Here is a 25,175-nt window from a genome sequence, read left to right on the forward strand (position 1 = left end):
GTTGTTTATGCCTCCGGTTGTGCGTTGACGTGGATCCAGATCGTTTGCCAGCCTGCCAGTTCGCAGACACCGTTAAAACACGTCTCTGTCAGAAGGTCCGTACCGGTAACGGGCAATGAAAGTGTTTGTGATTCGCCAGTGACATTCACAATACAGTAGACGGTTTCTTCCCCGGCCTGATGATGACGTTTGACGCCAAACAGCGTATCCGGCAGTTCAAGGACTTGCTGAGCGGCTGACGGTGAGAAAGCGGGATGCTGTTTGCGAACTCGCAGCAGACCCGACAGTGCGGCGTAGATCCTGGCTTGTCTGGATTCAGGCGTGACTAATGCCTGATGCGTGGCGGCGAAATCCAGCTTTTCACGGTTAATACGGCGATTGATCCCTGATGCGTTCAACCCTGCGATATCATTTTCGCTACCGAGAAGGCTGTGGTAGTAAATGGCAGGTACGCCCTGCAACATAAAGAGAATGGCGTGAGCGGCGGAAAATCTGGCGACCTGCGCGTCGGGAGCTTCTCCCGGTTCGCTCAACGCACTCAGAAAGTTAATGTTCATCTCATACGGTGACTGGCTGCCGTCCGGATTTGTGCGCCAGGAAATTCGTCCTTGCTTACGTTCTACTTCACTGACCAGGAACGCTTTTTCTTCCGTCGAGAGGATGTTTTCGACAGGCCGCAGGCCAATGCCGTCATGGCTGGCGAGGAAATTGAAAAAGGTGGTGTTGTCCGGAAACGTCTCTTGCTCCAGGCTTTGCGCCCACTGGCGTAGCCAGCGCGCATTACCGCGCAGGAAAGCATGCAGCGTCAGCGGCGGTAACGGGAACTGATACACCATATGGGCCTCATCCCCGGTGCCCAGATAGCTGATGTTTTCCTGATGCGGCACATTGGTTTCGGTAATCAGCAGGCAGTCAGGCCAGGTTTCTTCCAGGATCGCCCGCCAGAGTTTGATGACCTGATGGGTCTGCGGTAGATGAATGCAGCGGCTGTTTTTCTCTTTCCACAAGAAACCGACGGCATCGAGTCGAATTGCCTGGGCACCGCGTGAAGCATACTCCAAAAGAATATCAATACTTTCCAGTAAAACGTCGGGTTCACGGAAGTTAAGATCGATCTGATCGGCGCTGAATGTGGTCCAGATGTGCGCCGTTTCCCCTGTTTTAAGCGTGAATGGCGTTAATAAAGGAGATGTACGCGGACGTGTGATCTGGCTGTAATTTTCATCCGGCTTGGCGTTAATAAAGTAGTTTTGATAGCGCGGTTCGCCGCGCAGATAGCCCTGGAAGCAACGGCTTTGCTGTGAAATATGGTTTATCACAAAATCGAACATTAAATTGAAATCGCCCGCCAGCGCGGCAATATCTGACCACTGCCCAAGATTGGGATCAATCTGCCGATAATCCACCACGCTGAAACCATCATCGGAAGTCCAGGGGAACATCGGCAGCAGGTGGATGTCACTGATCGTCCCCTTCAGCCACAGTTTTGCAAACTGGTGGAGAATCGACAGGGGATTTGCCCCTTGCGCGCAGATGCTATCGCCATAGGCGATCATCCAGATACGGCTTTGATCTAACGGAAGCGTCGTTTGCGTTTTGGGCTTCCAGCGTTGGATAAGCTGTTCAATCTTCGCAGCGATTGCCTGATGATCCGCTTGCGGATAGAGCTGCGTCAGCGTGTCGCGGATAAATGCTTTATGTGGGGAGATATTCATACTTTTACGTGACGCTCCAACTGAGAGAAAAGGAAATCACATGTGGCGAAAGGCGCAATTTCACGGCAATGTTCAACGGGTTCTTCCAGATAGTTAATCTGCGGCATCGCTTGCAGGAATGGCGGGAGTTCAACAGGATGCTCACCGGCATTGAAAATACGTAATATTGTTCCGTTTATCGTCTGGGCGTGTGAGAGCGCCGAGAGCATGAGCGGCTCAGGCAACGTCAGCAGACTGAAAGTTTCTGGCAGTGAACGCGGCGTGAAATTGAGAGTGAAGCGCTCCAGACGGTTGTCCAGCGTGTTCAATTTCTGGTTCTGCCAGCTGAAAGGCTGGCGTAACGCCCGGGTCTCAAGACGTCTTAATGTCAGATGATCGGCGCGCCCGGTAAGGCTTAGCGTCAGGCTAAAATGCAGGGGTTTTTGGAGCTGGGCCTCAGGCGTGTAAACGACGGTATTATTGATGCCGGAAGCGCGTCCGGGGCGCCAGGCCAGATCGTTGCGTCCCAGAACGCCTGTCGATTTGAAGAGCGTCAGCGCCACTTGCGATGTTGCGTTTTGCAGGATCTGATACTCCTTCATGCCCAGACTGTTAATGACCAGCGCGTTGTCGTTTTCCGCAATGGCGATAATTCCCTCGCTGGTTTCAATATCGACGGGCTTCTCGCGATAGTGTTGCTGCCAGTTCGCAGGGGCGTCGGCAATGGGGCGGTGAATAATGCCGAAAGGCTGCGAGGCTATCGATTCCTGGGTATGAATATCGCTGTTGATCAGCAGGCGCAGGCGGTGGTCGCAAACGTTGTTTTCCAGACTGACATCAATAAAAAGATGGGTTTCGCCCTGGCGGAGTTCGCAAACAACCTGTACCGGACACGCTTGCGTCGCGCGTTGGCTTAATGAATAAGGCAGGCTGAGCGTGATGCCCAACGTTAAGCGCTCGACGTGCTGGCTCTTTTCACAGGCGAGAAGTGTGAAGTTGTTGAACTGCCGAGGGATATCACCTTCCAGCGGTGAAAAATCATAACTGTCACCTGCATCCGCACAATCTTCGAAAGTCAGCAGATCAGAGAGCGTTCTGCCGGTACGTTTATCCCGCAGCGTCAGCGTTCCGCCATCAAAGGTGAGCTGATAATGGTCATTTTCAATGTGGCTTTCAGCATAGAGATGCAGGGTTGATACGGCACTTGCGCCCTCGCGAACGCCAATATTGATATAACCCAGCGCGGGTAGTTCCAGTATGTCGATAGCGACCTGCGAGCGGTAATAAGGCGGAAGCTCAACCTCTTTTTCTCCCTGTGGCGTAACCTGAATCACGCGTCCACCGGAAAGCTCTGTTTGTTCAATAATGCTAAATGGGAGAGTCTGCCCCCCAGCGCAGAGTTCAAGGGATGGCGTGCTGGTGTATAGCGTGGCGTTGACCACCCCGGACCAGGGCGTCGCGCCAGGGTTCACCACAAAGAGGTCGTTCTCCTGGCTGCTGGCAATGGCCAGCTCTTTAATAACCAGATTCCACAGGCTATGGCTGAGCTGCTCCGTCTGTTCCAGCCGATGCAGAATATCCTGGTTGGTGGCATCACTGTTGCATCCGCCGATAGAGTCATGGGCATGATTGCGTAACAGGTTTTTCCAGATTTGATCAACCCACTGGAGGTTGACGTCAATATCATGATGGCGGGCCAGCGCGATAGTCGGTTCCAGCTTGCCCAACAAAAATTGTTCGATATCGTAATTTTTCTTTTTAATGTCGTAACGAACAGAGCCGATGGTTTTGTGGATACGGGTGTAGCGCGGGGATTTCAGTTCTCCTTGCCAGCAGGTAAATTCCTCGGCTTGCTGACGCAGCGTATCGACATACGCTTCCAGCGATGAGATCTGGAACCGATCGCCTGCAGGGGAGCGCTTGCTGACCGTCTGCAAAATCTCGGGTAATAGAGGATCAATATTGACTTGATCGCCGCCGCAGGGCAGGAGTAAGTCATGCAGACCGGAGCGGTGCTTGATGAGATTCACCATCGGAAAGATTTTTTCCTGCAGGTGAGCATCGTCCGGCTGAATATTTTTGGCCGCCCCGTAGCCAAACGGCATGGCGCAGGCGATGACTTGCAAACCTGACGGTGCGCGCCAGATAAACTGGCTCTGTGCAACCTGCGTGTCATGATCAATGCCGCGCCAGAACACGATGTTGTCCAGGTTGCATCCGCGAAGCAGCGTCGGGAGCTGGCTGTTATGACCAAAGGTATCGGGCAGATATCCCACCATCATGGCGTGGCCCAGTTTACGCGCGGAAAGTATGCCGTACTTCAGGTTGCGGATAATCGATTCGCCGTGAACGTTGAACGTATCCGTCTGGGTGTACCACGGACCGATGTAAAGTCGCTTGTTTTTGACCAACTGCTTCAGGCGGTCAGCATAGTGCGGATTGACGGTCAGAAAATCCTCAACCACGGCGGTTTGTCCGTCGAAATGGTAACAGGTGTAATCGGCGTTACGTTCTAATGTGTCGATAACATCGGCAAAGTTGCGCGACGCCAGGATATTGCTGTCCTGTAGCGTGAAATACCACTCTTGATCCCAGTGCGTGTGGGCGATGACATGGATATGGCTCATTTTACTTTCCTGAAGTTGTTGCCAGTTTCGGGCTGAAGAAAAGTACGCCCAACGCGCACACCAGAGAGCCTGCGAAAACGCTTACCAGATAGCCGGTGACGTTGGTGGCGAGCGGCCATCCCCAAACGGCAGGCAGCGGTAAGGATTGTTTGACGCCTAACGTTGTGGCGATGAATGCGCCAGACATTGCGCCGACCATAAAAACGGGGATCAGGCGAGGATTTTTCAGAATAAAGGGGATCGCCCCTTCAGAAATACCAATGAATCCCAACAGCAAAGAGGTGCTGCCGATGGTTTTTTCTTCACTATTGAACACATCAGGAAGACCGAAGCGGTTATTGAGCAATGCGGCAATGCCAACGCCGATTGAAGGGATGACGATAGCCAGCTCTCTGGCGGTTAAATCGAAGGTATCGCTCACGCCGTTAAGCCCCAGCGCTACCGACCCAGCCGCTTTATTAATCGGTCCGCCGAGGTCGAAGGCGGTGCCTGCCGCGATCATCAGAGAATAAAAGCTGCGTCCGGAGTCACCGGCGGAGGTAAAAAAGGTCACCATCATCTGATTCAGCGCGCCAAAAATGGGGTTAATCAGGTACTGCATGACAATAACCAGCGTAATACCGGTACACAGCGGCACGATAAGCATGGTTTTTATGGTGGTGATTTGCTGGCGTACTTTTATCGTATCGTTAAGCCATTGCACCAGGTGACCGACAAAAAAGCCGATGGCAATTGCGCCAAAAAATCCCGAGGGCATAAAACCTTCGAGATTAAAAAAGCGCTTGTAGACTTCGTCAGACATAATTCCGCCGATAAGGCCGGGTATGAGTGCGGGTTTCCCGGCAATCGAAAAGGCGAGATACATGGCGAATACCGGATACATAAACTTGATGACCATAAAGCCCAGTTTATCCAGCACTTCAAATGGCGTTCCGGCGATGGGAATAAATTGTCCGGTTATTTTCGCCACCGCCATGAGCAATCCACCGAGAACCACAACAGGCAGCATATAGCTGATTGCCGCCATAATGTGGCCGATAAATATTTGCCAGGCAGAACGACGCTCTTCGGGTTCGTCATTGACGAGGGTGGTACCCTTGTTTAAGGCCAGCGCCTGGCGAATATAGCGCTCGGTATTCTTTATCAGTTCTTGCGTGCGTATTTTAAGATGTAGCGTGTTCTCGAATCGTTCAGCATCCTGGATGGGAACGTCCGTTGCCAGTATGACAGCGTCAGCGCTGGCGATATCTTGTGTAGTTAGTTTATTTTTGACTCCATCACTGCCTTGTGTTTCTACCTTAACGCTAAAGCCATTTTCTTTCGCCCATGTGACAATTTTGTTGGCCGCCATAAATGTATGGGCGATACCTGTAGGGCACGCCGTTACTGCAACGATCTTTTGTTTTGTCATTGTAAAATCTCTGGAAATAGAACTGCTGGAATTATAAAGAGAAATAAAAAAACCAATAAACGTTTGGTGATACTAATTGCGTATGGGCATACCTGTATCATGATAGTGTGATTCGCATTGCAGTGTCTGGTATAAGATACGAGTATAATTATTCTATCTTTAGTTAAAGAGTGCTGTTTTATGAATTCTTTTCAAGGTAGTGAAAGATTAATATTCGAATATATACAATGCCATGCGCATGATATTTCTGGTATTTCCGCTAAAGTGATTGCGAACGAGACGTTCACTACAACGACATCCGTTAATCGCGTGTGTAAAAAAATGGGGTATCAAAGCTATACCGAATTGCGCTATCAATTTTCACGAGACAGACGCGTCGCCGAACCGGTAATATATAGCGTTGGCAACGAAAAAGAAGAACTAATTATACAATTATGTAACCTGCTGAGTAATTCAAGTCATATATTCTTATATTCACGTGGTGCATCGCTGACCAGTTTGAATTACCTTTCTCGTTTTCTTTCACTGGCGAGTTTGCCCCATTTAATTCTCAATGATATTCACCAGCTTACCCGGGTCTCGCGAGGAACGCTGGTGCTGATCAGTAAATCGGGAGAAACCGCTTCTTTAGTTGAAATGGCAAGAAATGCGCTGCGTAAAGGGCTAAAAATAATTGCGATTACCAGGAGAGAATCTTCGTTAGCGGCGCTGGCTACGCTGTGTTGGCCCCTGGACATTGATATCGATGCGATTTCCTTGTATCAACGAGAAGGCCAACTGGAGCTGCTGACCGTTGTTGACCGCATCGGTTGCTATTTGTTGCAACACGATGCGGCGTAAAACATCAGAGTTGCTTAACGATACCCAGACGCACGGCGTAATCATTTTCATGATTTCCGTTGTCATTGATGTAGGTTTTATCAAGAGACACTAGCTCAACATACGGGGTCCAGCCATCGTCCAGTTTATAATTGAATGCCACGGTATGTTCCCAGTACGTATCATCACCCGTTCCCTGGTCGACACCGTCCTGCCAGCGGAAACGGGGATTATAAGACATACCAAACTTGCCAATATTATAAGCAAACCAGATATCGAACTGGTGAGATTCGCGGCGAGTGTAACCGCTGCCGTCTAATTCTCTGTCACTGTGTGAGTCATTTACGGTGTTATAGCGATAGCGAGTTGAGAGATTAAATCCATTATCGAAAGATTTCCATCCCTGAATAAATGGGCGGTAATGTGTATTGCTGGTAGTAAATACCGTCACTAAGCCTGGTGCAATAGCGTAACCGTCACCTAAGTCAAAACGCCAGCGTGTTTCTATTTCTTGAGCGGCTTCAGTAACACCTTTATCATCGGGGTCGTTACGATCGGTATCGCCGAAAAATGTATCATTGTGATTTTGTGCAGCTTCAACGGAAAAATAAAATCCATTATCAGCCTGGTGCATGACCTTAATTCTTGAATCATTTGCTTCAGAGTTTGTGTTGTGACCAAAGCGTAAATCAACTGCAGTATTTCCACACCATCCCTGGCTGCTAATCAGTAATGCTGAAAGAGTACATGTTCTAATAAGTTTTTTCATAATATCCTGCCGGGTTATATAATAAGAGGCAGGTGTATTTTCGTTTTATTCCCCGGAGCTTGTAAATTTTATCATGGTACATTTCAGGTATCGCTATACGTCGCACCCGGAATGCGCAATAAAAGATACGGATAAAGTCGCTTATCCGTATCTTTGCGGCGTTACTTTTGCAGCCACCAGACGGCTTCAAATGGACGTAGCGTCATATCACCCGGTTGGCTGGCGACCTCGGCATAGTTGTGCATCAGTACCTGCCAGTTGCCGTCGGTATGAGTGGATTGCCAGGGCTGGAAGGTGTCGCTCAGGTTGGCAATGACCAGCAGCCGCTGCCCTTGCCATTCGCGCTGATAGCACCAGACATGCGGGCTGTCAGGCAGCAGATCCTGGTAGTCACCCCAGGTGATAACCGGCTCTGCTTTGCGCAAGGCGATCAGCTTCTGATAGGTATAGAACACCGAATCGGTATCGTTCAGCGCTGCCGCCACGTTAATTTCCGCCGCGTTGTCACACAGAGTGATCCATGGCTCACCCTGGGTAAAGCCTGCATGCTGACTGGTGTCCCACTGCATCGGGGTGCGGCTGTTATCGCGGGATTTACTGGCGAGGATTGCCAGCAGTTCGTTGGCATCGCGCCCCTGGCCGTTCAGTTCGGCAAACATGTTATGGCTTTCAACATCGCGATAATCGGTGATTTGGCGGAAATGCGGGTTGGTCATGCCAATCTCTTCGCCCTGATAGATATAAGGCGTACCCTGCATCCCGTGCAGCACCATCGCCAGCATTTTGGCGGCTGGCACACGGTATTGTCCTTCATCGCCAAAGCGTGAAACGATGCGCGGCTGGTCGTGGTTACACCAGAACAGCGCGTTCCAGGCCTGATTGTGCATTCCCTGCTGCCAGTGGCGGAACAGGGTTTTCAGCGCCACATAATCTGGTTTGGCTAACGACCACTTTTCACCATGAGGGTAATCGACTTTCAAATGGTGGAAGTTAAAGGTCATCGACAGTTCGCTGCCGTCCAGCGCGGCGTATTGCTGACAGTTTTCCAGCGTGGTGGACGACATTTCGCCCACCGTCATCAGGTTGCGCGGGGTGAATACGTCGCGATTCATCTCGCGCAAAAATTCATGCACGCGAGGACCGTCGGTGTAAAAACAACGCCCATCGCCGCTGGGATCGTTCGGGAAGTCCTGATCTTTAGAGATAAGATTCACCACGTCGAGGCGCAAGCCGTCCACGCCGCGATCGGCCCAGAACTCGCACACTTTTTTCAGCTCGGCGCGGACCGCCGGGTTTTCCCAGTTCAGGTCGGCCTGCTCCGGGGCGAAGAGGTGCAGATAATACTGATCGCTTTCGGCGTGCCAGCCCCAGGCGCTGCCGCCAAATTTGGAGCGCCAGTTGTTCGGCGTGCTGTCTGGTGTGCCGTCGCGCCAGAGATAAAACTGACGATATGGGCTGTCTTTATCCAGCGCCTCGCGAAACCAGGCGTGCTGGGTTGAGGTGTGGTTAAACACCATATCGAGAATAATACGGATGCCGCGCGTTTTCGCCTGCGCCACCAGTTCGTCAAAATCTTCCAGCGTACCGTAGGCGGGATCGACAGACATGTAATCCGCCACGTCGTAGCCGTTATCAACCTGCGGTGAAATGTAGAAGGGGGTCAGCCATATCGCATCGACGCCCAGTTTTTGCAGGTAGTCGAGGCGCTGCGTTACGCCGCGTAAATCACCGGTGCCGCTGCCGGTAGTGTCCTGAAAACTCTTGGGGTAAATCTGATAGATAACGCCGTTTTGCCACCAGTGTGGAATAGTCATTGTGGTTTCCTGCAAATGCGATGGGGCGCAACTGCGCCCCGAAAAAAAGTCAGACAATCTGTAATGTGCCCTGACGGTATTTACGCTGGTAGACGAATGAGGTCAGTACCATCGGGATAACAATTGCGATGACCATCGCCATGCCAAATACCTGCCAGTAAGTCGGCTGGATAGAGAGGATGCCCGGCAAGCCGCCGACGCCAATGCCGTTCGCCATTACGCCGTTCAGTCCGCACAGCAGCCCGGCGAGACCGGAACCGATCATCGCGCACAGCATCGGGAAGCGGTATTTCAGGTTGATGCCGTACATTGCCGGTTCAGTGACCCCGAGATAGGCGGAGATCGCCGCAGGAACGGAGATTTCACGTTCGTTGTGTTTGCGACTGGAGATAATAATACCGACCACCGCAGAGGCCTGGGCGATATTCGACAGTGCAATCAACGGCCATACCGGCGTGCCACCCATGCTCTGAATCATCTGCATATCAATTGCCAGCGTGGTCTGATGCACGCCGGTGATCACCAGCGGGGCATACAGGAAGCCGAACAGCGCCGCACCAATTGGGGCAAAGCTACCGGTCATCAGGTGGCGAACGGCAAAGGCGACGCCGTCGCCAATCCAGCGGCCAAACGGACCAATAAATGCATGGGCGAGGAACACCGCGAGAATCAGTGAACACACCGGAACCACCACCAGATACAGGTAGTCCGGGACGATGCGTTTCAGGCGTGTTTCAATCAATCCAAGCGCCAGACCCGCCAGCAGAGCAGGAATGACCTGTGCCTGGTAACCCACTTTTTCGATAGTAAACAGGCCGAAGTTCCATACTTCCGGCACCTGCTGACCCAGCAGGTAGGCGTTCATCAACTGCGGTGAAACCAGCGTGACGCCGAGCACGATGCCGAGGATCGGCGTACCGCCCATTTTCTTCACCGCCGACCAGCAGATCCCGACCGGCAGATAGAAGAAGATCGCCTCGCCAATCAGCCACAGAAAGTCATAAAGCGTTTTCAGTGAGGGATACATCTGCGCCAGCGTCTGGCCGTTACTCATCGGCAGATCGCCGATCACGTTACGAAACCCTAAGATCAAACCGCCGCTAATCAGCGCAGGCAGCAGCGGGAAGAAGATCTCCGCGAAGTGGGAGATCAGCTGTTCGTGCCACTTCATATTCTGTCGCGCGGCTTTTTTCGCCTGCTCTTTGTCGGCGCTGGCCTGTCCGGTAGTCGCCAGCAGCGCTTTGTAGTAATCGCCCACCTCGGTACCAATCACCACCTGAAACTGCCCGGCGTTGGTGAAGCAGCCTTTGACCATCGGCAACTGTTCGATCTCTTTCGGCCTGGCGTTCGCGGGCTGATTCAGCACAAAACGCAGGCGAGTAATGCAGTGACTCACCGTGGCGATATTGTCGCGCCCGCCTACCAGCTCAATCAGCCGGTCGATGTCTGCTTGTTTTACTTTGCTCATTATTAAGCCCTGTTGTTGACCTGCCGCCAGAGTATATCGTCGGTGAATTTTTAAAAATGGGAACGTTCCCGAAACGCAGCGAAGATCACAAATTATCGCGCAGAAAGCGATCAGGAGAGGGTGGAAGGGATGACGATTTGTCGTGGTTCGCTACGACCGTTGATCTGCTCGATCAGCTGCAAAGCCGCTTGTCGTCCGGCCTCGGCGTAACCGGGATCGACGCTGATAATTTCCGGATGCAGGAATTTCATCAGCGGTGTGCTGCCGACGCTCGCCAGTTGCAAATGTTCAATGCGCTGCTCCTGCAAATATTTGCTGACCCCAAGGGCAAGGGTATCCGTCGCGCAGACTAAAGCTGTTGTCTCCGGCGTAATGACATCGGCAGCATGCTCATAACCCTGCTTCATGGCGAGGCCGGGCAGAGCGGCCACAGGATGCAGTTTGTGTTTTTTACAGAAGGCCAGATAGGCCTCATGGCGGCGCTTGCCGGTGGTGACGTCGCTATGGGGAACGCCAAGGAAGCTGATATGGCGGTGTTCACGATCGTACAAACGCTGCATCAGAGTATGGATAGCGCCCTCATCGTCATAACAGACGGAGGCAAAGCCTTTGGCATCTCTTGCCAGCAATACCAGAGAATCCTGCCAGGAGGCGAGCATGGTCTCAGTAATGCCGGTAAAACCAAACAGCACCACGCCGTCAATGTTGCGGCGTCTGAGCATACCTAAATGTTCTTCTACCAGCGCAGTCGAGAACTGGCTTTCCATCATAATGGGATCGTAACCCTGCTCATAGAAGACGGGCAGCATAGTCTGCACGGCCAGATTCTCGGAAAGTGAGTCCAGGCGCGTGACGATAATCGCCACAACTTTGTCACTTTGCCCACGCATGGCGCGGGCAGAGCGGGAAGGGGAGAAACCGTGCTGATTCATCACCGCTTCAACCCGTTCGCGGGTGCGTTCGCTGACGCCGCTTTCGTTGTTGAGGACGCGGGAAACAGTTGATTTCCCCACGCCGCTTAAGCGGGCGATGTCTTTAATAGTCAGCCGATTTTGCATCCTGATTTCCCGTGTTGCGTGCGAAGTTATGCCAAAAAAGAATAACTTTACTCAAGCACAGTGCAATGGGCAAAGTCTGGTATACGTTTGGTTTAGTTTCCGGACTTTATAATACCGCCATAATTGCCACAAACCGTATAGTTTTATCTCTATAATGCGCGGGGCAAATCATTCACTTACCGGAGGCTGTATGGAACCCGATCCCACCCCTCTCCCCCGATGGAGACACAACTCGTTCCGGTAAGCCTGCTTTCACTGTCTTACCGGATGCGTAAGACAGTGACGTTTTAACGTCCCTGTTATGATTTTATGATTGCCATCAGGCAAGGCTTTGCCACGCCTGAAGGATTCACTGCGCCTGCTTATACTGGTGCAGAGGGACTGCCTATGTTTAAAAATATTACCCGTCAGCTGTTTGCCCGGCTGAACCGCCATTTGCCGCATCGTCTGGTGCATCGCGATCCGCTGCCGAACGCCCAGACCGTTGCCAGCACGCCGATCCCACCTTCATTGAGCGAACATTGCCTGAAGATGGCGCTGATGAACGAAGAGGCGCTGTGGAAAACCTTTAATACGCACCCTGAAGGCTTGAACGCCGCAGAAGTGGAAAACGCCCGTGATATGCATGGCGAAAACCAGCTGCCGGCGCAGAAACCGTCGCCGTGGTGGGTGCATTTGTGGGTCTGTTACCGCAACCCGTTTAATATTCTGCTCACCATTCTGGGCGGGATTTCCTATGCCACCGAGGATCTGTTTGCCGCAGGCGTGATTGCCCTGATGGTGTGTATTTCGACGCTGCTGAACTTTGTCCAGGAAGCGCGTTCCACCAAAGCGGCAGATGCACTGAAAGCAATGGTCAGCAACACCGCCACGGTGCTGCGGGTTATCAATGAAACCGGGGAAAACGGCTGGGTTGAGCTGCCAATCGATCAGCTTGTGCCCGGCGACATTATCAAGCTGGCGGCGGGCGATATGATCCCGGCGGATTTACGCATCGTGCAGGCGCGCGATTTGTTTGTGGCGCAGGCCTCGTTGACCGGTGAATCGCTGCCGGTTGAGAAAGTGGCGACCAGCCGCGATCCGCAGCAAAACAACCCGCTGGAGTGCGATACCCTGTGCTTTATGGGCACCAACGTGGTGAGCGGTACGGCGCAGGCTATCGTCATTTCTACCGGGGCTAACACCTGGTTTGGACAGCTGGCGGGCCGCGTGACCGAGCAGGAAAGCGAGCAGAATGCGTTTCAGAAAGGGATCAGCCGCGTCAGCATGTTGCTGATCCGCTTTATGCTGGTGATGGCGCCAATTGTGCTGATCATCAACGGCTATACCAAAGGTGACTGGTGGGAAGCGGCGCTGTTTGCCCTGTCCGTGGCGGTAGGCTTAACGCCGGAAATGCTGCCGATGATCGTCACCTCTACGCTTGCGCGCGGGGCGGTGAAACTGTCGAAACAAAAAGTTATCGTCAAACACCTCGACGCCATTCAGAACTTTGGCGCGATGGATATTCTGTGCACCGATAAAACCGGTACGCTGACGCAAGATAAAATTGTGCTGGAGAATCATACCGATATCTCCGGCAAGCCCAGCGAGCACGTCCTGCATTCCGCGTGGCTGAACAGCCAGTACCAGACCGGGTTGAAGAACCTGCTGGACACCGCGGTACTGGAAGGCGTGGATGAAGAAGCGGCGCGTCAGCTCTCGACACGCTGGCAGAAAATCGATGAGATCCCGTTTGATTTTGAACGCCGCCGTATGTCGGTGGTGGTGGCAGAAGAAACCGATGTACACCAGCTGGTGTGCAAAGGCGCGCTGCAGGAGATCCTCAACGTCTGTACCCAGGTGCGCCACAACGGTGAGATTGTTCCGCTGGACGACAATATGCTGCGTCGGGTGAAGCGCGTGACCGACACGCTGAATCGCCAGGGGCTGCGCGTGGTGGCGGTGGCCACCAAATACCTGCCTGCGCGTGAAGGGGACTACCAGCGTATTGATGAGTCCGACCTGATCCTCGAAGGGTACATCGCGTTCCTCGATCCGCCGAAAGAGACCACCGCACCGGCGCTAAAAGCGCTGAAGGCCAGCGGCATTACGGTGAAAATCCTCACCGGCGACAGTGAGCTGGTGGCGGCGAAAGTGTGTCATGAGGTCGGCCTGGACGCCGGTGAAGTGGTGATTGGTAGCCACATTGAAGGATTGAACGATGACGAGCTGGCCCGACTTGCCCAGCGCACTACGCTATTTGCCCGCCTGACGCCGATGCACAAAGAGCGCATTGTGACCCTGCTCAAGCGTGAAGGTCATGTGGTCGGCTTTATGGGCGATGGCATCAATGATGCCCCGGCACTGCGCGCGGCAGACATTGGCATCTCCGTTGATGGTGCTGTCGATATTGCCCGTGAAGCGGCGGATATCATCCTGCTGGAAAAGAGCCTGATGGTGCTGGAAGAAGGGGTGATCGAGGGGCGTCGTACCTTCTCGAACATGCTGAAATACATCAAAATGACGGCCAGTTCCAACTTCGGCAACGTCTTCAGCGTGCTGGTGGCGAGCGCATTTCTGCCTTTCCTGCCGATGCTGCCGTTGCACTTACTGATTCAGAACCTGCTGTACGATGTATCCCAGGTGGCGATTCCGTTTGATAACGTTGATGAAGAGCAGATCAAAAAACCGCAGCGCTGGAATCCCGCCGAACTGGGGCGCTTTATGCTGTTCTTTGGGCCGATCAGCTCGATCTTCGACATTCTGACTTTCTGCCTGATGTGGTTTGTCTTCCATGCTAATACGCCAGAACATCAGACGTTGTTCCAGTCGGGTTGGTTCGTGGTGGGCCTGCTGTCGCAAACGCTGATTGTGCATATGATCCGTACCCGCCGCGTGCCGTTTATCCAGAGCCGCGCCGCATGGCCGTTAATGCTGATGACGCTGGTGGTGATGGTGGTGGGTATCGCGCTGCCATTCTCCCCGCTGGCCAGCTACCTGCAATTGCAGGCGCTGCCGCTGAGCTACTTCCCGTGGCTGATCGCGATTCTGGCGGGTTACATGACATTGACTCAATTAGTGAAAGGTTTTTATAGCCGTCGCTACGGCTGGCAGTAATTCATTCTCTCTGTAATGTATATATTATCGGCCTGCGCGTTTTTTATTCAGGCCGGTAATCTTTCAGACCATACGCACAATTAAGTATCCAGCACCAAGGATAAAAAGAGCGATGAAGGCCCAACAGAAATGGTAAAACGCATTACTCGCTCCGCGCCCGGAGCGAGAGAGAAAGATATTTTCTTCCTGGATGTGTTTTGCAGATATCTTGCGGAATTTGCGGATGTAGTCAACGCAGTACACAAGGAAAAAGAACATTACACATGCGCTGAGGAGTTTAGAAAATATAATGGCGAGTAATAGAGCTGAAATGAAGAAACACAAAAATACGATTGAGCCCGTCGATTCTAATTTTTTTAACTCACGGCGGATGCCTTCGGCGTGTTGATCCTGCCAGCGACGGAGCGTGCTGACACTAAATTCGTATTTTTCGCACAATATTTTATTTGGTACGCCGCTTTTAGACTGCTGAAGAAAATCGGCGATTTGTTCTGCGGTAAAACGAGTTTTTGCCATTAACGGCCCTCCATGGCGCGGTCAGCCTGGAGATAATCCAGAACGTCGTCTGGATTATCTCTCTGCTAAAAATTAACGACGCACGGCGATCGCTTCAATCTCGATTTTTACGTCTTTTGGCAGACGGGCCACTTCCACGCAAGAGCGTGCAGGGAAGGTGGCGTTGTGCTCGGTGAAGAACGCTTCGTAGGTGGCGTTGACGGTGGCGAAATCGTTCAGGTCTTTAACGAAGACGGTCGTTTTTACGATATCGCCCACTTTCAGGCCTGCTGCTTCTACGATAGCTTTAACGTTTTCCAGCGACTGACGCGCCTGAGCGGACACGTCTTCCGATACGGCACCGGTTTTTGGATCGACCGGGATCTGACCGGAAGTGATAATCATGCTACCCAGATCAACACCCTGAACGTATGGGCCGATTGCTGCTGGTGCATTTTCCGTCGCGATAGTCTTGCTCATGATTTCTCCTGAATTACAGCGGTAATAGAATGTTCCCGGCCATTATACACGTCATCCTTCACGCTGCCTCCTTGTTGGCTGCGTCCTCTTACCCCGGTCACATAGTTTTCTATGCTTCCGGGGATAATCGGACTTGCCGCCTCGATGCATCGCGAATGATTATGTGTAGCGGGAGCCGGGATCTCATAACCAACCCTAATTAGTTGGCCAGCACCACATAATGGGAAAACTCTTTTTCACAGTATTTGCATTTGAGTGCGATGTCATCGGCGCGTTTTTTCACTGCAAAACTGGAAGAAACTGGCTCAGCATGGCTGATACAGTTGCTGTTCGGGCACACCAGCACGTTGTCGATACGCTCCGGCAGGCTAGGGCGTGATTTACCCACCACGTCGTAATCGTCGATGCGGTTTACCGTTGCCTGCGGAGCGTACAGGGAGAGCTGGTTGACCTGCTCATCGGTCAGGAAAGTATTTTCAATTTTAATCAGGTCTTTACGCCCCATCTCACCGGACGGCAGGTTCAGACCGATGGTGATACGCTGGTCGGTTTCAGTCAGTTTGAACAGCGTCAGCAGCTTAAAACCAACCTGTGCGGGAATATGGTCAATCACGGTGCCACGTTTGATGGCTTCAACCTGCAGTTTATTATCGTGTGTCATCGTCATGTCCTCTTACAGTGCCAGTTCGCTATTCAGTACCAGTGCCAGTAACGCCTGGCGGGCGAAGATGCCGTTGCCTGCCTGCTGGAAATACCAGGCGTGCGGCGTCTTATCGACGTCGGGGGTGATCTCATCGATGCGCGGCAGCGGGTGCAGCACCTTCATGTTCTCTCTGGCTCCTGCCAGATCGCTGGCGCGCAGAACAAACTGTGCTTTGACGTTGGCGTATTCGGACGGGTCCAGGCGTTCTTTCTGTACGCGGGTCATGTAGAGAATGTCGACTTCCGCCATCACTTCTTCAATCGTGCCGTGCAGGCTCCAGGCGATACCTTTTTCATTCAGCATATCCAGGATGTATTGCGGCATCGCCAGCGCGTCCGGGGCGATAAAGTAGAAGCGGTTGCCTTCGAACTTCGCCAGCGCCTGAGTCAGTGAGTGGACGGTGCGGCCGTATTTCAGGTCGCCCACCATGGCGATTTGCAGATTGTCCAGACGACCCTGTGTTTCCTGAATGGTGAACAGGTCCAGCAGCGTTTGGGTCGGATGTTGATTCGAGCCGTCGCCTGCGTTTAGTACCGGCACCTTACCGGAGAATTCGGTTGCCAGACGTGCGGCGCCTTCCTGCGGATGACGCATCACGATGGCATCAACATAGGTGCTGATAACGGAAATAGTGTCGGCCAGCGTCTCACCTTTTTTGCCCAGAGAGGTATTGCTGCTGTCAGAGAACCCCACCACGCTGGCGCCCAGACGGTGCATCGACGTCTCAAAGGATAAACGGGTGCGGGTAGAGGCTTCGAAGAAGCAGCTGGCAATCACCTTATGCTTCAACAGCTCTGGCTGCGGGTTTGCTTTGAGTTTCGCCGCCGTCGCGAGGACCAGATTGAGGTCATCGCGGCTGAGGTCGTTTATGGAAATGATGTGTTTTTGATAGAGCGGGTTAGCCATGTTTATCTCCTGACGCCTGGGCAAAAAAAAAGCCCCTCAATTGAGGGGCTTAGAATGGTGAGCAACGGGAAGAAAAACGGCAGGCCAGCGTCCTTTTTCAGACGCGGTAAGACAAAATGTCGTACACACTGAACCATAGATCCTCCCGGCAAATTGTCGGCGATTATACTCAGCTGCGTTACAGGATCAAGCGAATAATGCACAAATTATTCATTGCAAACGGTTCTTATGAATTTTAATTCATCTTGAGTAAATAATTAATCTGCTTATGAACCAGGCCTGTTCGCTGCACCACCCGTGGTGCGACCCAGACAATACTGCTGCCCGCGATGACGCCCAGAATTTCTGGTAATGCGTGGTAGTCGAGGATTCTGGCAACGGCGCGACCGTATCCCGCTGCGGTGTGGATGAGGATAAATTCGCTATTGTGTTCCACGCTGACCACCATTTCGGCAATGGATCGCGCGGCATCAGGAGCCGGTCGAGATTGAGGATTTACAGAATAAATTTTTTGCCCTTTTGTATTTCTTATCTTTATGGCTCCGAGCAATTTCAGCAGGCGAGAAACCGTTGACTGACTAATGCTGGTAAAGCCCTGGCTTTGCAAATCGCGGCGAATGGCCTCCTGAGACAAATAACTTTTTTCTGTAATCAGGCGCTGGCAAATCGCCAGCTGTTGCTGCTCTTTGGCAGAGCAATCATCGAATTCCTTCATAAAAACACCTTATATTTATTATTTATATCAATGTGATGGAGAAATTCACCACATTTGCAGTATCAATAACGGCTCAAAAGGGCGGTTGTGTAGAAAAACGAGAGAACGATCAAAAAAGCCGTCGACATCCGACGGCCAAAAAGAGTTACAGCATAGCGCCGATGCTCAGGACGACCATATTGAGTATCGTCAGAACGAGTACCAGCGGGGCAACCCATTTCAGATACCGCACGTAAGGGACGCGAGCGATGGCCAGCCCTCCCATCACCACGGCTGAAGTGGGGGTGATCAGATTCACAATGCCGGAAGCGGATTGGTACGCGGTGACGACCAGGTCTCTTGGTACATGGGCGAAGTCGGCCAGCGGGGCCATAATCGGCATGGTAAGTACCGCCAGACCAGACGAAGAGGGCACCAGGAAGGACAGTAAAACTTCCAGCCAGTAGGTCACATTGATGAAAATGGTGGTGGAAAGGCCGGAGACTAAATTTTCGGCGCTGTGCAGAATGGTGTGGGTGATCATACCGTTATCCATTACCACGACGATGCCGCGTGCAATACCGATAATCAGCGCCACGCCGAGCAGATCCCGTGCGCCGTCAATGAATGTGCTGGTAAAAGCCTCTTCACTCATTCGGGCAATCACGCCGACGATAATCGCCGAGGCCAGAAAAACACCGGATATTTCCGCCATCCACCATCCGAGTACCGCAACCCCATAAATCATTACCGCAAAGGCGGCGGCGAAAATGAGCAGGATCCATTTACGCGTTGTCGTGAACTCAAGGTTAGTATTGGCACGGTTACCGAGAAAATGGGCGCGGTTCTCTTCCATTTTATCCGCTACGATAGACAGCTCAGGATGGCTGCGAACTTTTCGCGCATAACGCATCACCCACACCACACAAATAACATAGCCGACGACCAGCAGCAGAATACGCATCAGCATTCCCTGAGTGAAGGGGATCCCGGCTGCGTTCGCGGCGATAACCGTCGCAAAAGGGTTGATTGTCGAGCCGAGGGTGCCAATCCCGGCGCCGAGCAGAACGGTTGCGGCGGCAACCAGCGGATCGAAGCGGGCGGCCATCATGACCGGAACGAGTAATGTGTAGAATGGGAGCGACTCTTCCGCCATTCCGTAAATCGTGCCTCCGGCGGCAAAAAGTCCCATCAGGATAGGGATCATCCACTCTTCTTTGCCGTTGAGCCTGACCGTCACGCGCTCGATTCCGGCGTCGATGGCACCTGTTTTATTTACTACCCCTAAAAAGCCGCCGATGATCAGGACAAACAGCGCCACATCAATGGCGCCAGCGGTGTAGGTTTCGTGGTTATACAAACCGTCGATCGGTGCCAGCAGTACGGCGGTTATGCCTTGTGGATGCGCCTCTGTGGGAGCATAAGTACCCGCAACCGGCACTTCTTTACCCAGGGTGGCATTCATCGCCATCTGGTATTTCCCCGCCGGGACAATCCAGGTCATAACGGCGACGAGTGCAATGAGAATAAACAGAATGGTATACGCGCTGGGAAATTTGAGTTTGCCCATGATGTTCTCCGGATAGCTCGGGCATACACCGCCAGGCGGCATATGCCCGCAGGGGTTAGTCGCCGAGTGTCGCTACCATGACCGCTTTGATGGTATGCATCCGGTTCTCTGCTTCGTCGAAGACGATGGAGTGGGCTGACTCGAAGACCTCTTCCGTCACTTCAAGTCCTTTCAGGCCGTAAGCAGCTTCGATTTCGCGCCCAACTTTGGTGTGTTCGTTATGGAAGGCGGGCAGGCAGTGCATAAATTTCACGTTGGGATTGCCCGTTGCGTTGATGACCTGCTGGTTAATCTGGTAGGGCTTCATCAGGCTGACGCGTTCTGCCCAGGCTTCTTTTGGCTCCCCCATTGAGACCCAGACGTCGGTGTAGAGAAAATCTACGTCGTATACGCCTTCCTCAACATCGTCTGTGAGCGTGATGCGTGCGCCAGTGACGCTGGCGATTTCACGACATTCGGCAACCAGCGTCTCGTCCGGCCAGAAAGATTTTGGTGCCACCAGGCGAACGTCCATCCCCATTTTTGCCGCGCCGACCATCAGCGAATTGCCCATGTTATTGCGGGCATCGCCGAGATAAGCGAAGCTTAGTTCGGGCAAGGTTTTACCCGGCGCGTGTTCCAGCATGGTCATCAGATCGGCGAGGATCTGCGTAGGGTGAAATTCGTTCGTTAGTCCGTTCCATACCGGAACGCCGGCAAATTCACCTAACTCTTCAACGATGTCCTGGCCGTAGCCGCGATATTCGATGCCGTCGTACATGCGGCCCAACACGCGGGCGGTATCTTTCATCGACTCTTTGTGACCAATCTGCGAGCCGCTTGGGCCGAGATAGGTCACCTGTGCGCCCTGATCGAATGCACCGACTTCAAAGGCGCAGCGGGTACGGGTAGAGGTTTTTTCAAAGATCAGCGCGATGTTTTTCCCGACCAGCGTTTGTCTTTCGCGTCCGGCCTTTTTCGCTGTTTTCAACTCGATAGCCAGATCGATCAGGTACTGGATTTCCGTTGGGGTGTAGTCCAGCAGTTTGAGAAAATTGCGATTTTTCAGGTTAACAGTCATGAAAATGTCCTTAATGTTGAGTTATGCGCTGACGGCTTCCAGGCGAATCAATGTGCCTTTCTCACCCGCGAGAATGGCCGGGCCGTCAGCCAACGAGCCGATGCCTGCAATTCCGTGGCAGTGAGAGACAAACTCCGCGCAGGCGGTGACTTTGGGGCCCATTGAACCGGCGTCGAATTGCATTTCGCCGAGCAGAGCCGGGGTGATCTGGGTCAGCGGACGTTGCGTCGGTTTTCCCCAGTCGAGGTACACCGCGTCGGCATCGGTGAGGATCAGCAGCGCATCAGCATGAATTTGGCTGGCAAGCAGGGCGGCGGAGAGATCTTTGTCGATCACCGCTTCAATGCCGTGGTAACCATCTGCTTTTTCCACCACCGGCACACCGCCGCCGCCGTTGCAAATCACCAGATGATCGCGGGCGATCAGTGTGCAAATCGCATCACTTTCAACGATGCGTTTAGGCTGCGGGGAAGGCACAACACGGCGGAATGCTTTCCCGTCGGCTTTGAAAATCCAGCCCTTTTCCGCGTGTAGTGTTTTAGCCTGAGCGTCGTCGTAAATCGGGCCGATATATTTGGTTGGGTTGTTGAAGGCCGGATCGTTAGCATCGACTTCAACCTGGGTCAGCAGGACGCTAATCTCGCGTTGTGGCAGCTGGTTTTTCAGCGCCTGCTGTAGCATGTAGCCAATCATTCCCTGGCTTTCTGCGCCGAGAACATCGAGCGGATAGGGCGTAACGCCGGCGTAAGCGCTGTTTTGTAACGCCAGCAGGCCAACCTGCGGGCCGTTGCCGTGTACCAGAATCACGCGCCACTGTTGAGTGAGCTGGGCGATGGTTTTTGCCGCCAGTTCAATGTTTTTCCGCTGAATGTCTGCTTCCAGCGGCTCGCCGCGTTTGAGCAGCGCGTTGCCGCCCAGAGCGACAACCAAAGTCGGTTTGTTTTCCATGACGTCTCCTTAAATACCGTCGCGTTCCAGCGGGCAGCTCATGCAGCGTGCGCCGCCGCGTCCGCGTCCAAGTTCGTCACCAGGGATGGGTAAAACGGTGATACCGGCTTTGTCGTATTTTTCGTTGGTCCAGATGTTGCGCTCGTAGCCCACCACCACGCCGGGGCGTAGCGTCAGAACGTTGTTTGCGTCATTCCACTGTTCACGCTCGGCTTCGAAGGCATCGCCGCCGGTGGTGATCAGCCGAATTTGGTCGATACCCAGCGCTTTTTCGAGGGCATGGACCAGCGTATTTTCCTGGGTGCGTTTCAGACCGCCACGCCCGTCTGGCGTCAGGGTCCAGCACTGGACATCCGGGCGCACGACTTCCGGGTAGACGGAGAAGGTATCGATATCGATGTGGGTCATGACGGTATCGAGGTGCATACAGGAGCGATGTTTCGGCAGTTCGACGGCAATGACGCGTTCTGCCTGGCGATGCTTAAACAGCGACTGGGCAAGGAACTCAATGCCCTGCGGCGTGGTACGTTCCGACATACCGATGAGCACCGCGCCGCGACCAATCACCAGCACATCGCCACCTTCTAACGTGGCGTGGTCGTAATTAATATTTTCATCGCCGAAATATTTAATGAAATCACCATCGGCAAATTGTGGATGCCAGCGATAAATTGCTCGCAGATTATTGGTTTCACGCTGACGGGCCGTTTTTGCCATTGGGTTAATCGACACGCCGTTATATATCCAGCATGAGGTGTCGCGGGTAAATAAGTGGTTCGGCAATGGTTTCATAATAAAATCATTAATATCGTGGGTATCAACCACCATATTTTTTATTGAGGCGGGAATTTCCCCGTAGGTTAGCCCACCGCTTAAATGCCGGGCGAGTTCACGGTGTGACATATCGGCAAGCCAGGCACGAATATCCGAGGCGAAAGTTGGACCAAGGCGATAGTCTGAAATTTGTGTATCTAATAACCAACTTTTAGCTTCGGAAGTATCCAGAGTTTGTGTCAGTAAATCAGTCAGTAACAGAACTTCTATGCCCTCCTGACGCAGCGTGTTGGCGAAAATGTCATGTTCTTCACCTGCACGTTCGACTGACAGTACATCATCAAAAAGCAGCTCCTGACAGTTCGATGGCGTCAGCCTTTTTAAGCTGAGATTAGGGCGATGTAGCATCACGCTACGTAATTGACCGATTTCGGAACCGACATAATGCTTTTCCATCATTATTCCTTTAATTCGATTTTAAAAAATAAAGAGGAGATGCCTGCAAATAATGTTACTTACTTTGCAGTCATGATTTTTCAGCTGATTTCAGAATCTATATTTAGATCTTCCCTGATATAGAAATGTGATTTATTTCACAGTCGGTGGGATGTTTGATTTTTCTTGTTTAATATATGACGTGGCTCTGAGAAATTAGAATTTAATAAATAAGGCAATTGAATTGCTACTCAATAATATGTCTTGTTATTTGTTGTTGTTAATTTTATGTGTGTGAAAATAGATTTGTAAAATTGAATAACATATTGATTTATTGGTGTTTTTTATTTGGAGTTGAATGTTTATGCGGGTTTCTTATTTTATTATTTTCACCTCGGGGGTTATTTAAAAATAAATATGATGATAGATAGAGATAATGAAGGGAAAGTGAACTGTGACATAGCGTTGGTTTTTCTAATAAAAACTTGTAGAACAGTCTGTTAGGAGAGGAATGAGAAAGAGGGGATCACGAGTTATGCACAGTTGATGCATAACCCGCCGCTGTGCGTTAACAACTGACTAACATCATCAGCGATAAACATGCGTTGACGCAAAATATCCGTAAATAGCAGTGGTATGGCAGACGGTTTTTTCGTATAACAACAAAATGAAACGATGTTTTAATTAAGGGGTTTGAAATGATTATCGGCAATATTCACCACCTGGAAGCATGGCTGCCGGAAGCGCTACGTCAGGCGATTGAACACATCAAAGCGCACGTTACGGACGCAACGGAAAAAGGTAAGCATGACATCGACGGTAACCGTCTGTTTTATCTGATCGCCGAAGATATGACCGAGCCGTTTGCGCAGCGCCGCGCCGAGTACCACGCCCGTTATCTGGATATTCAGATCCTGCTCAAAGGCCAGGAAGGGATGACCTTCAGCACGCTGCCTGCGGGCGCGCCGGAAACCGACTGGCTGGCGGATAAAGACATCGCCTTTTTGCCGGAAGGGGCCGAAGAGAAGACGGTGGTGCTGAATGAAGGTGACTTTGTGGTGTTCTATCCGGGCGAAGTGCATAAACCGCTGTGTGCGGTAGGGGCGCCAGCGCTGGTACGCAAAGCCGTGGTGAAAATGCTGGTAGAGTGACGGACGCCAGGCCTGATAAGCGTAGCGCCATCAGGCATAACGGTGCAGATTGCCGGATGGCGGCTTATAGCCTAATCCGGCCTACACCGACCGGTAGCGATTATTTGCTTAGCGTTGCCACCATCACTGCTTTGATGGTGTGCATGCGGTTCTCTGCCTGAGAGAACACGATGCTGGCGGGGGATTCAAAGACCTCATCGGTCACCTCCATACCTCCATGAAGACCGTATTCTTGTGCCATTTTTTGACCAAGCGTGGTCTGGTCGTCATGAAACGCTGGCAGGCAGTGGAGGAATTTCACCTGCGGGTTGCCGGTTAACGCCATCATTGCGCTATTAACCTGGTACTTACGCAACAGGGCAATACGCTCGCCCCATTTCTCTTTCGCTTCGCCCATCGACACCCAGACGTCGGTATAAATGAAGTCTGCATCTTTCACGCCCGTGGCAATATCTTCGGTCAGAGTGATATTGCCGCCGTTTTTCTGCGCCAGCGCTTTGCATTCTGCAACCAGACTTTTTTCAGGCCAGCAGTCCTGTGGCGCAACCAGACGCAGATCCAGCCCGGTTAACGCGGCAGCTTCGAGCATCGAATTACCCATATTGTTACGGGCATCGCCAGCGTAGACCAGCGTCATCTCATTAAACGCTTTGCCCGGCAAGTGTTCCTGCATAGTTAACAGATCGGCCAGCAACTGGGTGGGATGGAATTCGTTGGTCAACCCGTTCCATACCGGAACGCCGGCATATTCGGCCAGCGTCTCAACCACCTCCTGACCGTGGCCGCGATACTGAATACCGTCATACATGCGACCGAGCACGCGGGCGGTGTCTTTAATCGACTCTTTATGGCCAATCTGGCTGCCGCTTGGCCCGAGATACGTTACGCGTGCGCCCTGATCGTAGGCGGCAACTTCGAAAGAGCAACGAGTGCGGGTCGAGTCTTTTTCGAAGATGAGCGCGATGTTTTTACCGGTGAGCTTAGCAACCTCTGTGCCTTTTTTCTTATCCGCTTTTAGCTGTGCGGCGAGCTGGAGCAGTGACGTGAGTTCAGCAGAGGTGAAATCGAGCAATTTCAAAAAGTGCTTCTGATAAAATGTGGACATGGTTCCCTCACATGGCTTTGGCCATTTATTGAATTAAAATTCAATTTAAATGTGTTTTTATTCATTTGCAACCTTGTTTAACAAATCTTTCCTGGAAA

At 52.2% G+C, this 25,175-nt stretch carries 24 protein-coding genes; 5 read left to right on the forward strand and 19 right to left on the reverse strand.

Annotation, left to right across the window (positions count from 1 at the left end; genetic code table 11):
• Positions 1-5: 5 nt before the first annotated feature.
• The 3 genes from JQ822_RS19135 to JQ822_RS19145 are packed head-to-tail and all read right to left on the reverse strand — an operon-like array spanning position 6 to position 5,732.
• Entirely contained in the window at positions 6-1,715 is a 1,710-nt protein-coding gene (locus JQ822_RS19135) for a sugar phosphorylase (protein WP_213134786.1), read from the reverse strand.
• The gene (locus JQ822_RS19140; protein WP_213134787.1) at positions 1,712-4,321 is read right to left on the reverse strand and encodes a glycoside hydrolase family 38 N-terminal domain-containing protein; all 2,610 of its coding nucleotides are present in this window, start codon (positions 4,319-4,321) and stop codon (positions 1,712-1,714) included. The genes JQ822_RS19135 and JQ822_RS19140 overlap by 4 nt, the downstream gene beginning before the upstream one ends.
• A gap of 1 nt (position 4,322) precedes the next feature.
• Positions 4,323-5,732, reverse strand: coding sequence for a PTS fructose transporter subunit IIC (locus tag JQ822_RS19145; protein WP_213134788.1), 1,410 nt, complete (start codon positions 5,730-5,732; stop codon positions 4,323-4,325).
• 180 nt (positions 5,733-5,912) lie between these two features.
• On the opposite strand from JQ822_RS19145, the gene JQ822_RS19150 reads away from it, so the two are divergent.
• Positions 5,913-6,572, forward strand: a complete 660-nt coding sequence (locus JQ822_RS19150; protein WP_213134789.1) for a MurR/RpiR family transcriptional regulator — start codon at positions 5,913-5,915, stop codon at positions 6,570-6,572.
• 4 nt (positions 6,573-6,576) lie between these two features.
• On the opposite strand, the gene JQ822_RS19155 is transcribed toward JQ822_RS19150, so the two are convergent.
• From JQ822_RS19155 to treR, 4 genes are all read right to left on the reverse strand, one after another.
• Positions 6,577-7,320 (reverse strand): oligogalacturonate-specific porin KdgM family protein, encoded by a 744-nt coding sequence (locus tag JQ822_RS19155; RefSeq protein WP_213134790.1) that lies wholly within the window; start codon positions 7,318-7,320, stop codon positions 6,577-6,579.
• A gap of 161 nt (positions 7,321-7,481) precedes the next feature.
• The gene (gene treC / locus JQ822_RS19160) at positions 7,482-9,134 is read right to left on the reverse strand and encodes an alpha,alpha-phosphotrehalase (RefSeq protein WP_213134791.1); all 1,653 of its coding nucleotides are present in this window, start codon (positions 9,132-9,134) and stop codon (positions 7,482-7,484) included.
• A gap of 49 nt (positions 9,135-9,183) precedes the next feature.
• Positions 9,184-10,602 carry a PTS trehalose transporter subunit IIBC gene (treB, locus tag JQ822_RS19165; RefSeq protein WP_213134792.1) on the reverse strand — a complete coding sequence of 473 codons (1,419 nt, stop codon included), beginning with the start codon at positions 10,600-10,602 and terminating at the stop codon, positions 9,184-9,186.
• A gap of 110 nt (positions 10,603-10,712) precedes the next feature.
• Positions 10,713-11,660: a trehalose operon repressor TreR gene (gene treR, locus JQ822_RS19170; RefSeq protein ID WP_213134793.1), complete on the reverse strand. Its 948-nt coding sequence runs from the start codon at positions 11,658-11,660 to the stop codon at positions 10,713-10,715.
• 190 nt (positions 11,661-11,850) lie between these two features.
• Between treR and mgtL the strand changes: the two genes are divergently transcribed.
• Together mgtL and mgtA are read left to right on the forward strand one after the other, a co-directional pair.
• Entirely contained in the window at positions 11,851-11,904 is a 54-nt protein-coding gene (gene mgtL, locus JQ822_RS24675; protein WP_446715019.1) for a mgtA regulatory leader peptide MgtL, read from the forward strand.
• A gap of 143 nt (positions 11,905-12,047) precedes the next feature.
• Positions 12,048-14,756, forward strand: a complete 2,709-nt coding sequence (gene mgtA / locus JQ822_RS19180) for a magnesium-translocating P-type ATPase (RefSeq protein WP_213134795.1) — start codon at positions 12,048-12,050, stop codon at positions 14,754-14,756.
• A gap of 63 nt (positions 14,757-14,819) precedes the next feature.
• On the opposite strand, the gene JQ822_RS19185 is transcribed toward mgtA, so the two are convergent.
• The 5 genes from JQ822_RS19185 to pyrL all read right to left on the reverse strand — a co-directional run bounded on the left by JQ822_RS19185 (position 14,820) and on the right by pyrL (position 17,477).
• Positions 14,820-15,272 carry a transposase gene (locus JQ822_RS19185; RefSeq protein WP_213134796.1) on the reverse strand — a complete coding sequence of 151 codons (453 nt, stop codon included), beginning with the start codon at positions 15,270-15,272 and terminating at the stop codon, positions 14,820-14,822.
• 72 nt (positions 15,273-15,344) lie between these two features.
• Entirely contained in the window at positions 15,345-15,731 is a 387-nt protein-coding gene (gene ridA / locus JQ822_RS19190) for a 2-iminobutanoate/2-iminopropanoate deaminase (protein WP_071696512.1), read from the reverse strand.
• Between the two features lie 199 nt (positions 15,732-15,930).
• Positions 15,931-16,392, reverse strand: a complete 462-nt coding sequence (gene pyrI, locus JQ822_RS19195) for an aspartate carbamoyltransferase regulatory subunit (RefSeq protein WP_003025816.1) — start codon at positions 16,390-16,392, stop codon at positions 15,931-15,933.
• A gap of 12 nt (positions 16,393-16,404) precedes the next feature.
• A complete protein-coding gene (pyrB, locus tag JQ822_RS19200) occupies positions 16,405-17,340 on the reverse strand; it encodes an aspartate carbamoyltransferase (RefSeq protein WP_213134797.1) in 936 nt (311 codons plus the stop codon).
• A 2-nt stretch (positions 17,341-17,342) separates the two neighbouring features.
• Complete coding sequence (gene pyrL, locus JQ822_RS19205; RefSeq protein WP_135323330.1) at positions 17,343-17,477, reverse strand: pyr operon leader peptide; 135 nt, start codon at positions 17,475-17,477, stop codon at positions 17,343-17,345.
• On the opposite strand from pyrL, the gene JQ822_RS19210 reads away from it, so the two are divergent.
• Complete coding sequence (locus JQ822_RS19210; RefSeq protein ID WP_096758503.1) at positions 17,457-17,579, forward strand: hypothetical protein; 123 nt, start codon at positions 17,457-17,459, stop codon at positions 17,577-17,579. The genes pyrL and JQ822_RS19210 overlap by 21 nt on opposite strands.
• Here the strand turns inward: JQ822_RS19210 and JQ822_RS19215 are convergent.
• The 5 genes from JQ822_RS19215 to arcA form a co-directional block, all read right to left on the reverse strand.
• Positions 17,576-18,055, reverse strand: a complete 480-nt coding sequence (locus JQ822_RS19215; protein WP_213134798.1) for an arginine repressor — start codon at positions 18,053-18,055, stop codon at positions 17,576-17,578. The two genes, JQ822_RS19210 and JQ822_RS19215, sit on opposite strands and share 4 nt — an antisense overlap.
• Before the next feature lie 145 nt (positions 18,056-18,200).
• Positions 18,201-19,604, reverse strand: coding sequence for a YfcC family protein (locus JQ822_RS19220; protein ID WP_213134799.1), 1,404 nt, complete (start codon positions 19,602-19,604; stop codon positions 18,201-18,203).
• A gap of 55 nt (positions 19,605-19,659) precedes the next feature.
• Positions 19,660-20,664, reverse strand: a complete 1,005-nt coding sequence (argF, locus tag JQ822_RS19225; RefSeq protein WP_213134800.1) for an ornithine carbamoyltransferase — start codon at positions 20,662-20,664, stop codon at positions 19,660-19,662.
• Between the two features lie 21 nt (positions 20,665-20,685).
• On the reverse strand, positions 20,686-21,612 hold the full coding sequence (gene arcC, locus JQ822_RS19230) for a carbamate kinase (protein WP_213134801.1): 927 nt from the start codon (positions 21,610-21,612) through the stop codon (positions 20,686-20,688).
• A gap of 9 nt (positions 21,613-21,621) precedes the next feature.
• Complete coding sequence (arcA, locus tag JQ822_RS19235) at positions 21,622-22,842, reverse strand: arginine deiminase (protein ID WP_213134802.1); 1,221 nt, start codon at positions 22,840-22,842, stop codon at positions 21,622-21,624.
• Positions 22,843-23,519: 677 nt separating this feature from the next.
• Between arcA and JQ822_RS19240 the strand changes: the two genes are divergently transcribed.
• Entirely contained in the window at positions 23,520-23,972 is a 453-nt protein-coding gene (locus tag JQ822_RS19240) for a YhcH/YjgK/YiaL family protein (RefSeq protein ID WP_213134803.1), read from the forward strand.
• Between the two features lie 100 nt (positions 23,973-24,072).
• On the opposite strand, the gene argF (JQ822_RS19245) is transcribed toward JQ822_RS19240, so the two are convergent.
• Positions 24,073-25,077, reverse strand: coding sequence for an ornithine carbamoyltransferase (gene argF / locus JQ822_RS19245; RefSeq protein ID WP_213134804.1), 1,005 nt, complete (start codon positions 25,075-25,077; stop codon positions 24,073-24,075).
• Positions 25,047-25,142, reverse strand: a complete 96-nt coding sequence (argL, locus tag JQ822_RS24680) for a putative translational regulatory protein ArgL (RefSeq protein ID WP_446715017.1) — start codon at positions 25,140-25,142, stop codon at positions 25,047-25,049. Before argL ends, argF (JQ822_RS19245) begins: the two co-directional genes overlap by 31 nt.
• Positions 25,143-25,175 lie beyond the last annotated feature (33 nt).

The sequence above is a fragment of the Citrobacter sp. FP75 genome (assembly GCF_018342065.1).
Taxonomy (GTDB): Bacteria; Pseudomonadota; Gammaproteobacteria; order Enterobacterales; family Enterobacteriaceae; genus Citrobacter.

What these genes read in the sequence shown, in the direction of transcription:
- JQ822_RS19140 (WP_213134787.1), bottom strand. Translation starts at nt 4,321, where the DNA reads ATGAGCCATATCCATGTCATCGCCCACACGCACTGGGATCAAGAGTGG.
- JQ822_RS19220 (WP_213134799.1), bottom strand. Translation starts at nt 19,604, where the DNA reads ATGGGCAAACTCAAATTTCCCAGCGCGTATACCATTCTGTTTATTCTC.
- pyrI (WP_003025816.1), bottom strand. Translation starts at nt 16,392, where the DNA reads ATGACACACGATAATAAACTGCAGGTTGAAGCCATCAAACGTGGCACC.
- JQ822_RS19210 (WP_096758503.1), top strand. Translation starts at nt 17,457, where the DNA reads ATGTCGTACACACTGAACCATAGATCCTCCCGGCAAATTGTCGGCGAT.
- pyrL (WP_135323330.1), bottom strand. Translation starts at nt 17,477, where the DNA reads ATGGTTCAGTGTGTACGACATTTTGTCTTACCGCGTCTGAAAAAGGAC.
- treR (WP_213134793.1), bottom strand. Translation starts at nt 11,660, where the DNA reads ATGCAAAATCGGCTGACTATTAAAGACATCGCCCGCTTAAGCGGCGTG.
- JQ822_RS19215 (WP_213134798.1), bottom strand. Translation starts at nt 18,055, where the DNA reads ATGAAGGAATTCGATGATTGCTCTGCCAAAGAGCAGCAACAGCTGGCG.
- arcA (WP_213134802.1), bottom strand. Translation starts at nt 22,842, where the DNA reads ATGGAAAAGCATTATGTCGGTTCCGAAATCGGTCAATTACGTAGCGTG.
- JQ822_RS19135 (WP_213134786.1), bottom strand. Translation starts at nt 1,715, where the DNA reads ATGAATATCTCCCCACATAAAGCATTTATCCGCGACACGCTGACGCAG.
- JQ822_RS19150 (WP_213134789.1), top strand. Translation starts at nt 5,913, where the DNA reads ATGAATTCTTTTCAAGGTAGTGAAAGATTAATATTCGAATATATACAA.
- JQ822_RS19155 (WP_213134790.1), bottom strand. Translation starts at nt 7,320, where the DNA reads ATGAAAAAACTTATTAGAACATGTACTCTTTCAGCATTACTGATTAGC.
- ridA (WP_071696512.1), bottom strand. Translation starts at nt 15,731, where the DNA reads ATGAGCAAGACTATCGCGACGGAAAATGCACCAGCAGCAATCGGCCCA.
- argF (WP_213134800.1), bottom strand. Translation starts at nt 20,664, where the DNA reads ATGACTGTTAACCTGAAAAATCGCAATTTTCTCAAACTGCTGGACTAC.
- argL (WP_446715017.1), bottom strand. Translation starts at nt 25,142, where the DNA reads ATGAATAAAAACACATTTAAATTGAATTTTAATTCAATAAATGGCCAA.
- JQ822_RS19185 (WP_213134796.1), bottom strand. Translation starts at nt 15,272, where the DNA reads ATGGCAAAAACTCGTTTTACCGCAGAACAAATCGCCGATTTTCTTCAG.
- JQ822_RS19240 (WP_213134803.1), top strand. Translation starts at nt 23,520, where the DNA reads ATGATTATCGGCAATATTCACCACCTGGAAGCATGGCTGCCGGAAGCG.
- mgtA (WP_213134795.1), top strand. Translation starts at nt 12,048, where the DNA reads ATGTTTAAAAATATTACCCGTCAGCTGTTTGCCCGGCTGAACCGCCAT.
- pyrB (WP_213134797.1), bottom strand. Translation starts at nt 17,340, where the DNA reads ATGGCTAACCCGCTCTATCAAAAACACATCATTTCCATAAACGACCTC.
- treB (WP_213134792.1), bottom strand. Translation starts at nt 10,602, where the DNA reads ATGAGCAAAGTAAAACAAGCAGACATCGACCGGCTGATTGAGCTGGTA.
- argF (WP_213134804.1), bottom strand. Translation starts at nt 25,077, where the DNA reads ATGTCCACATTTTATCAGAAGCACTTTTTGAAATTGCTCGATTTCACC.
- treC (WP_213134791.1), bottom strand. Translation starts at nt 9,134, where the DNA reads ATGACTATTCCACACTGGTGGCAAAACGGCGTTATCTATCAGATTTAC.
- arcC (WP_213134801.1), bottom strand. Translation starts at nt 21,612, where the DNA reads ATGGAAAACAAACCGACTTTGGTTGTCGCTCTGGGCGGCAACGCGCTG.
- JQ822_RS19145 (WP_213134788.1), bottom strand. Translation starts at nt 5,732, where the DNA reads ATGACAAAACAAAAGATCGTTGCAGTAACGGCGTGCCCTACAGGTATC.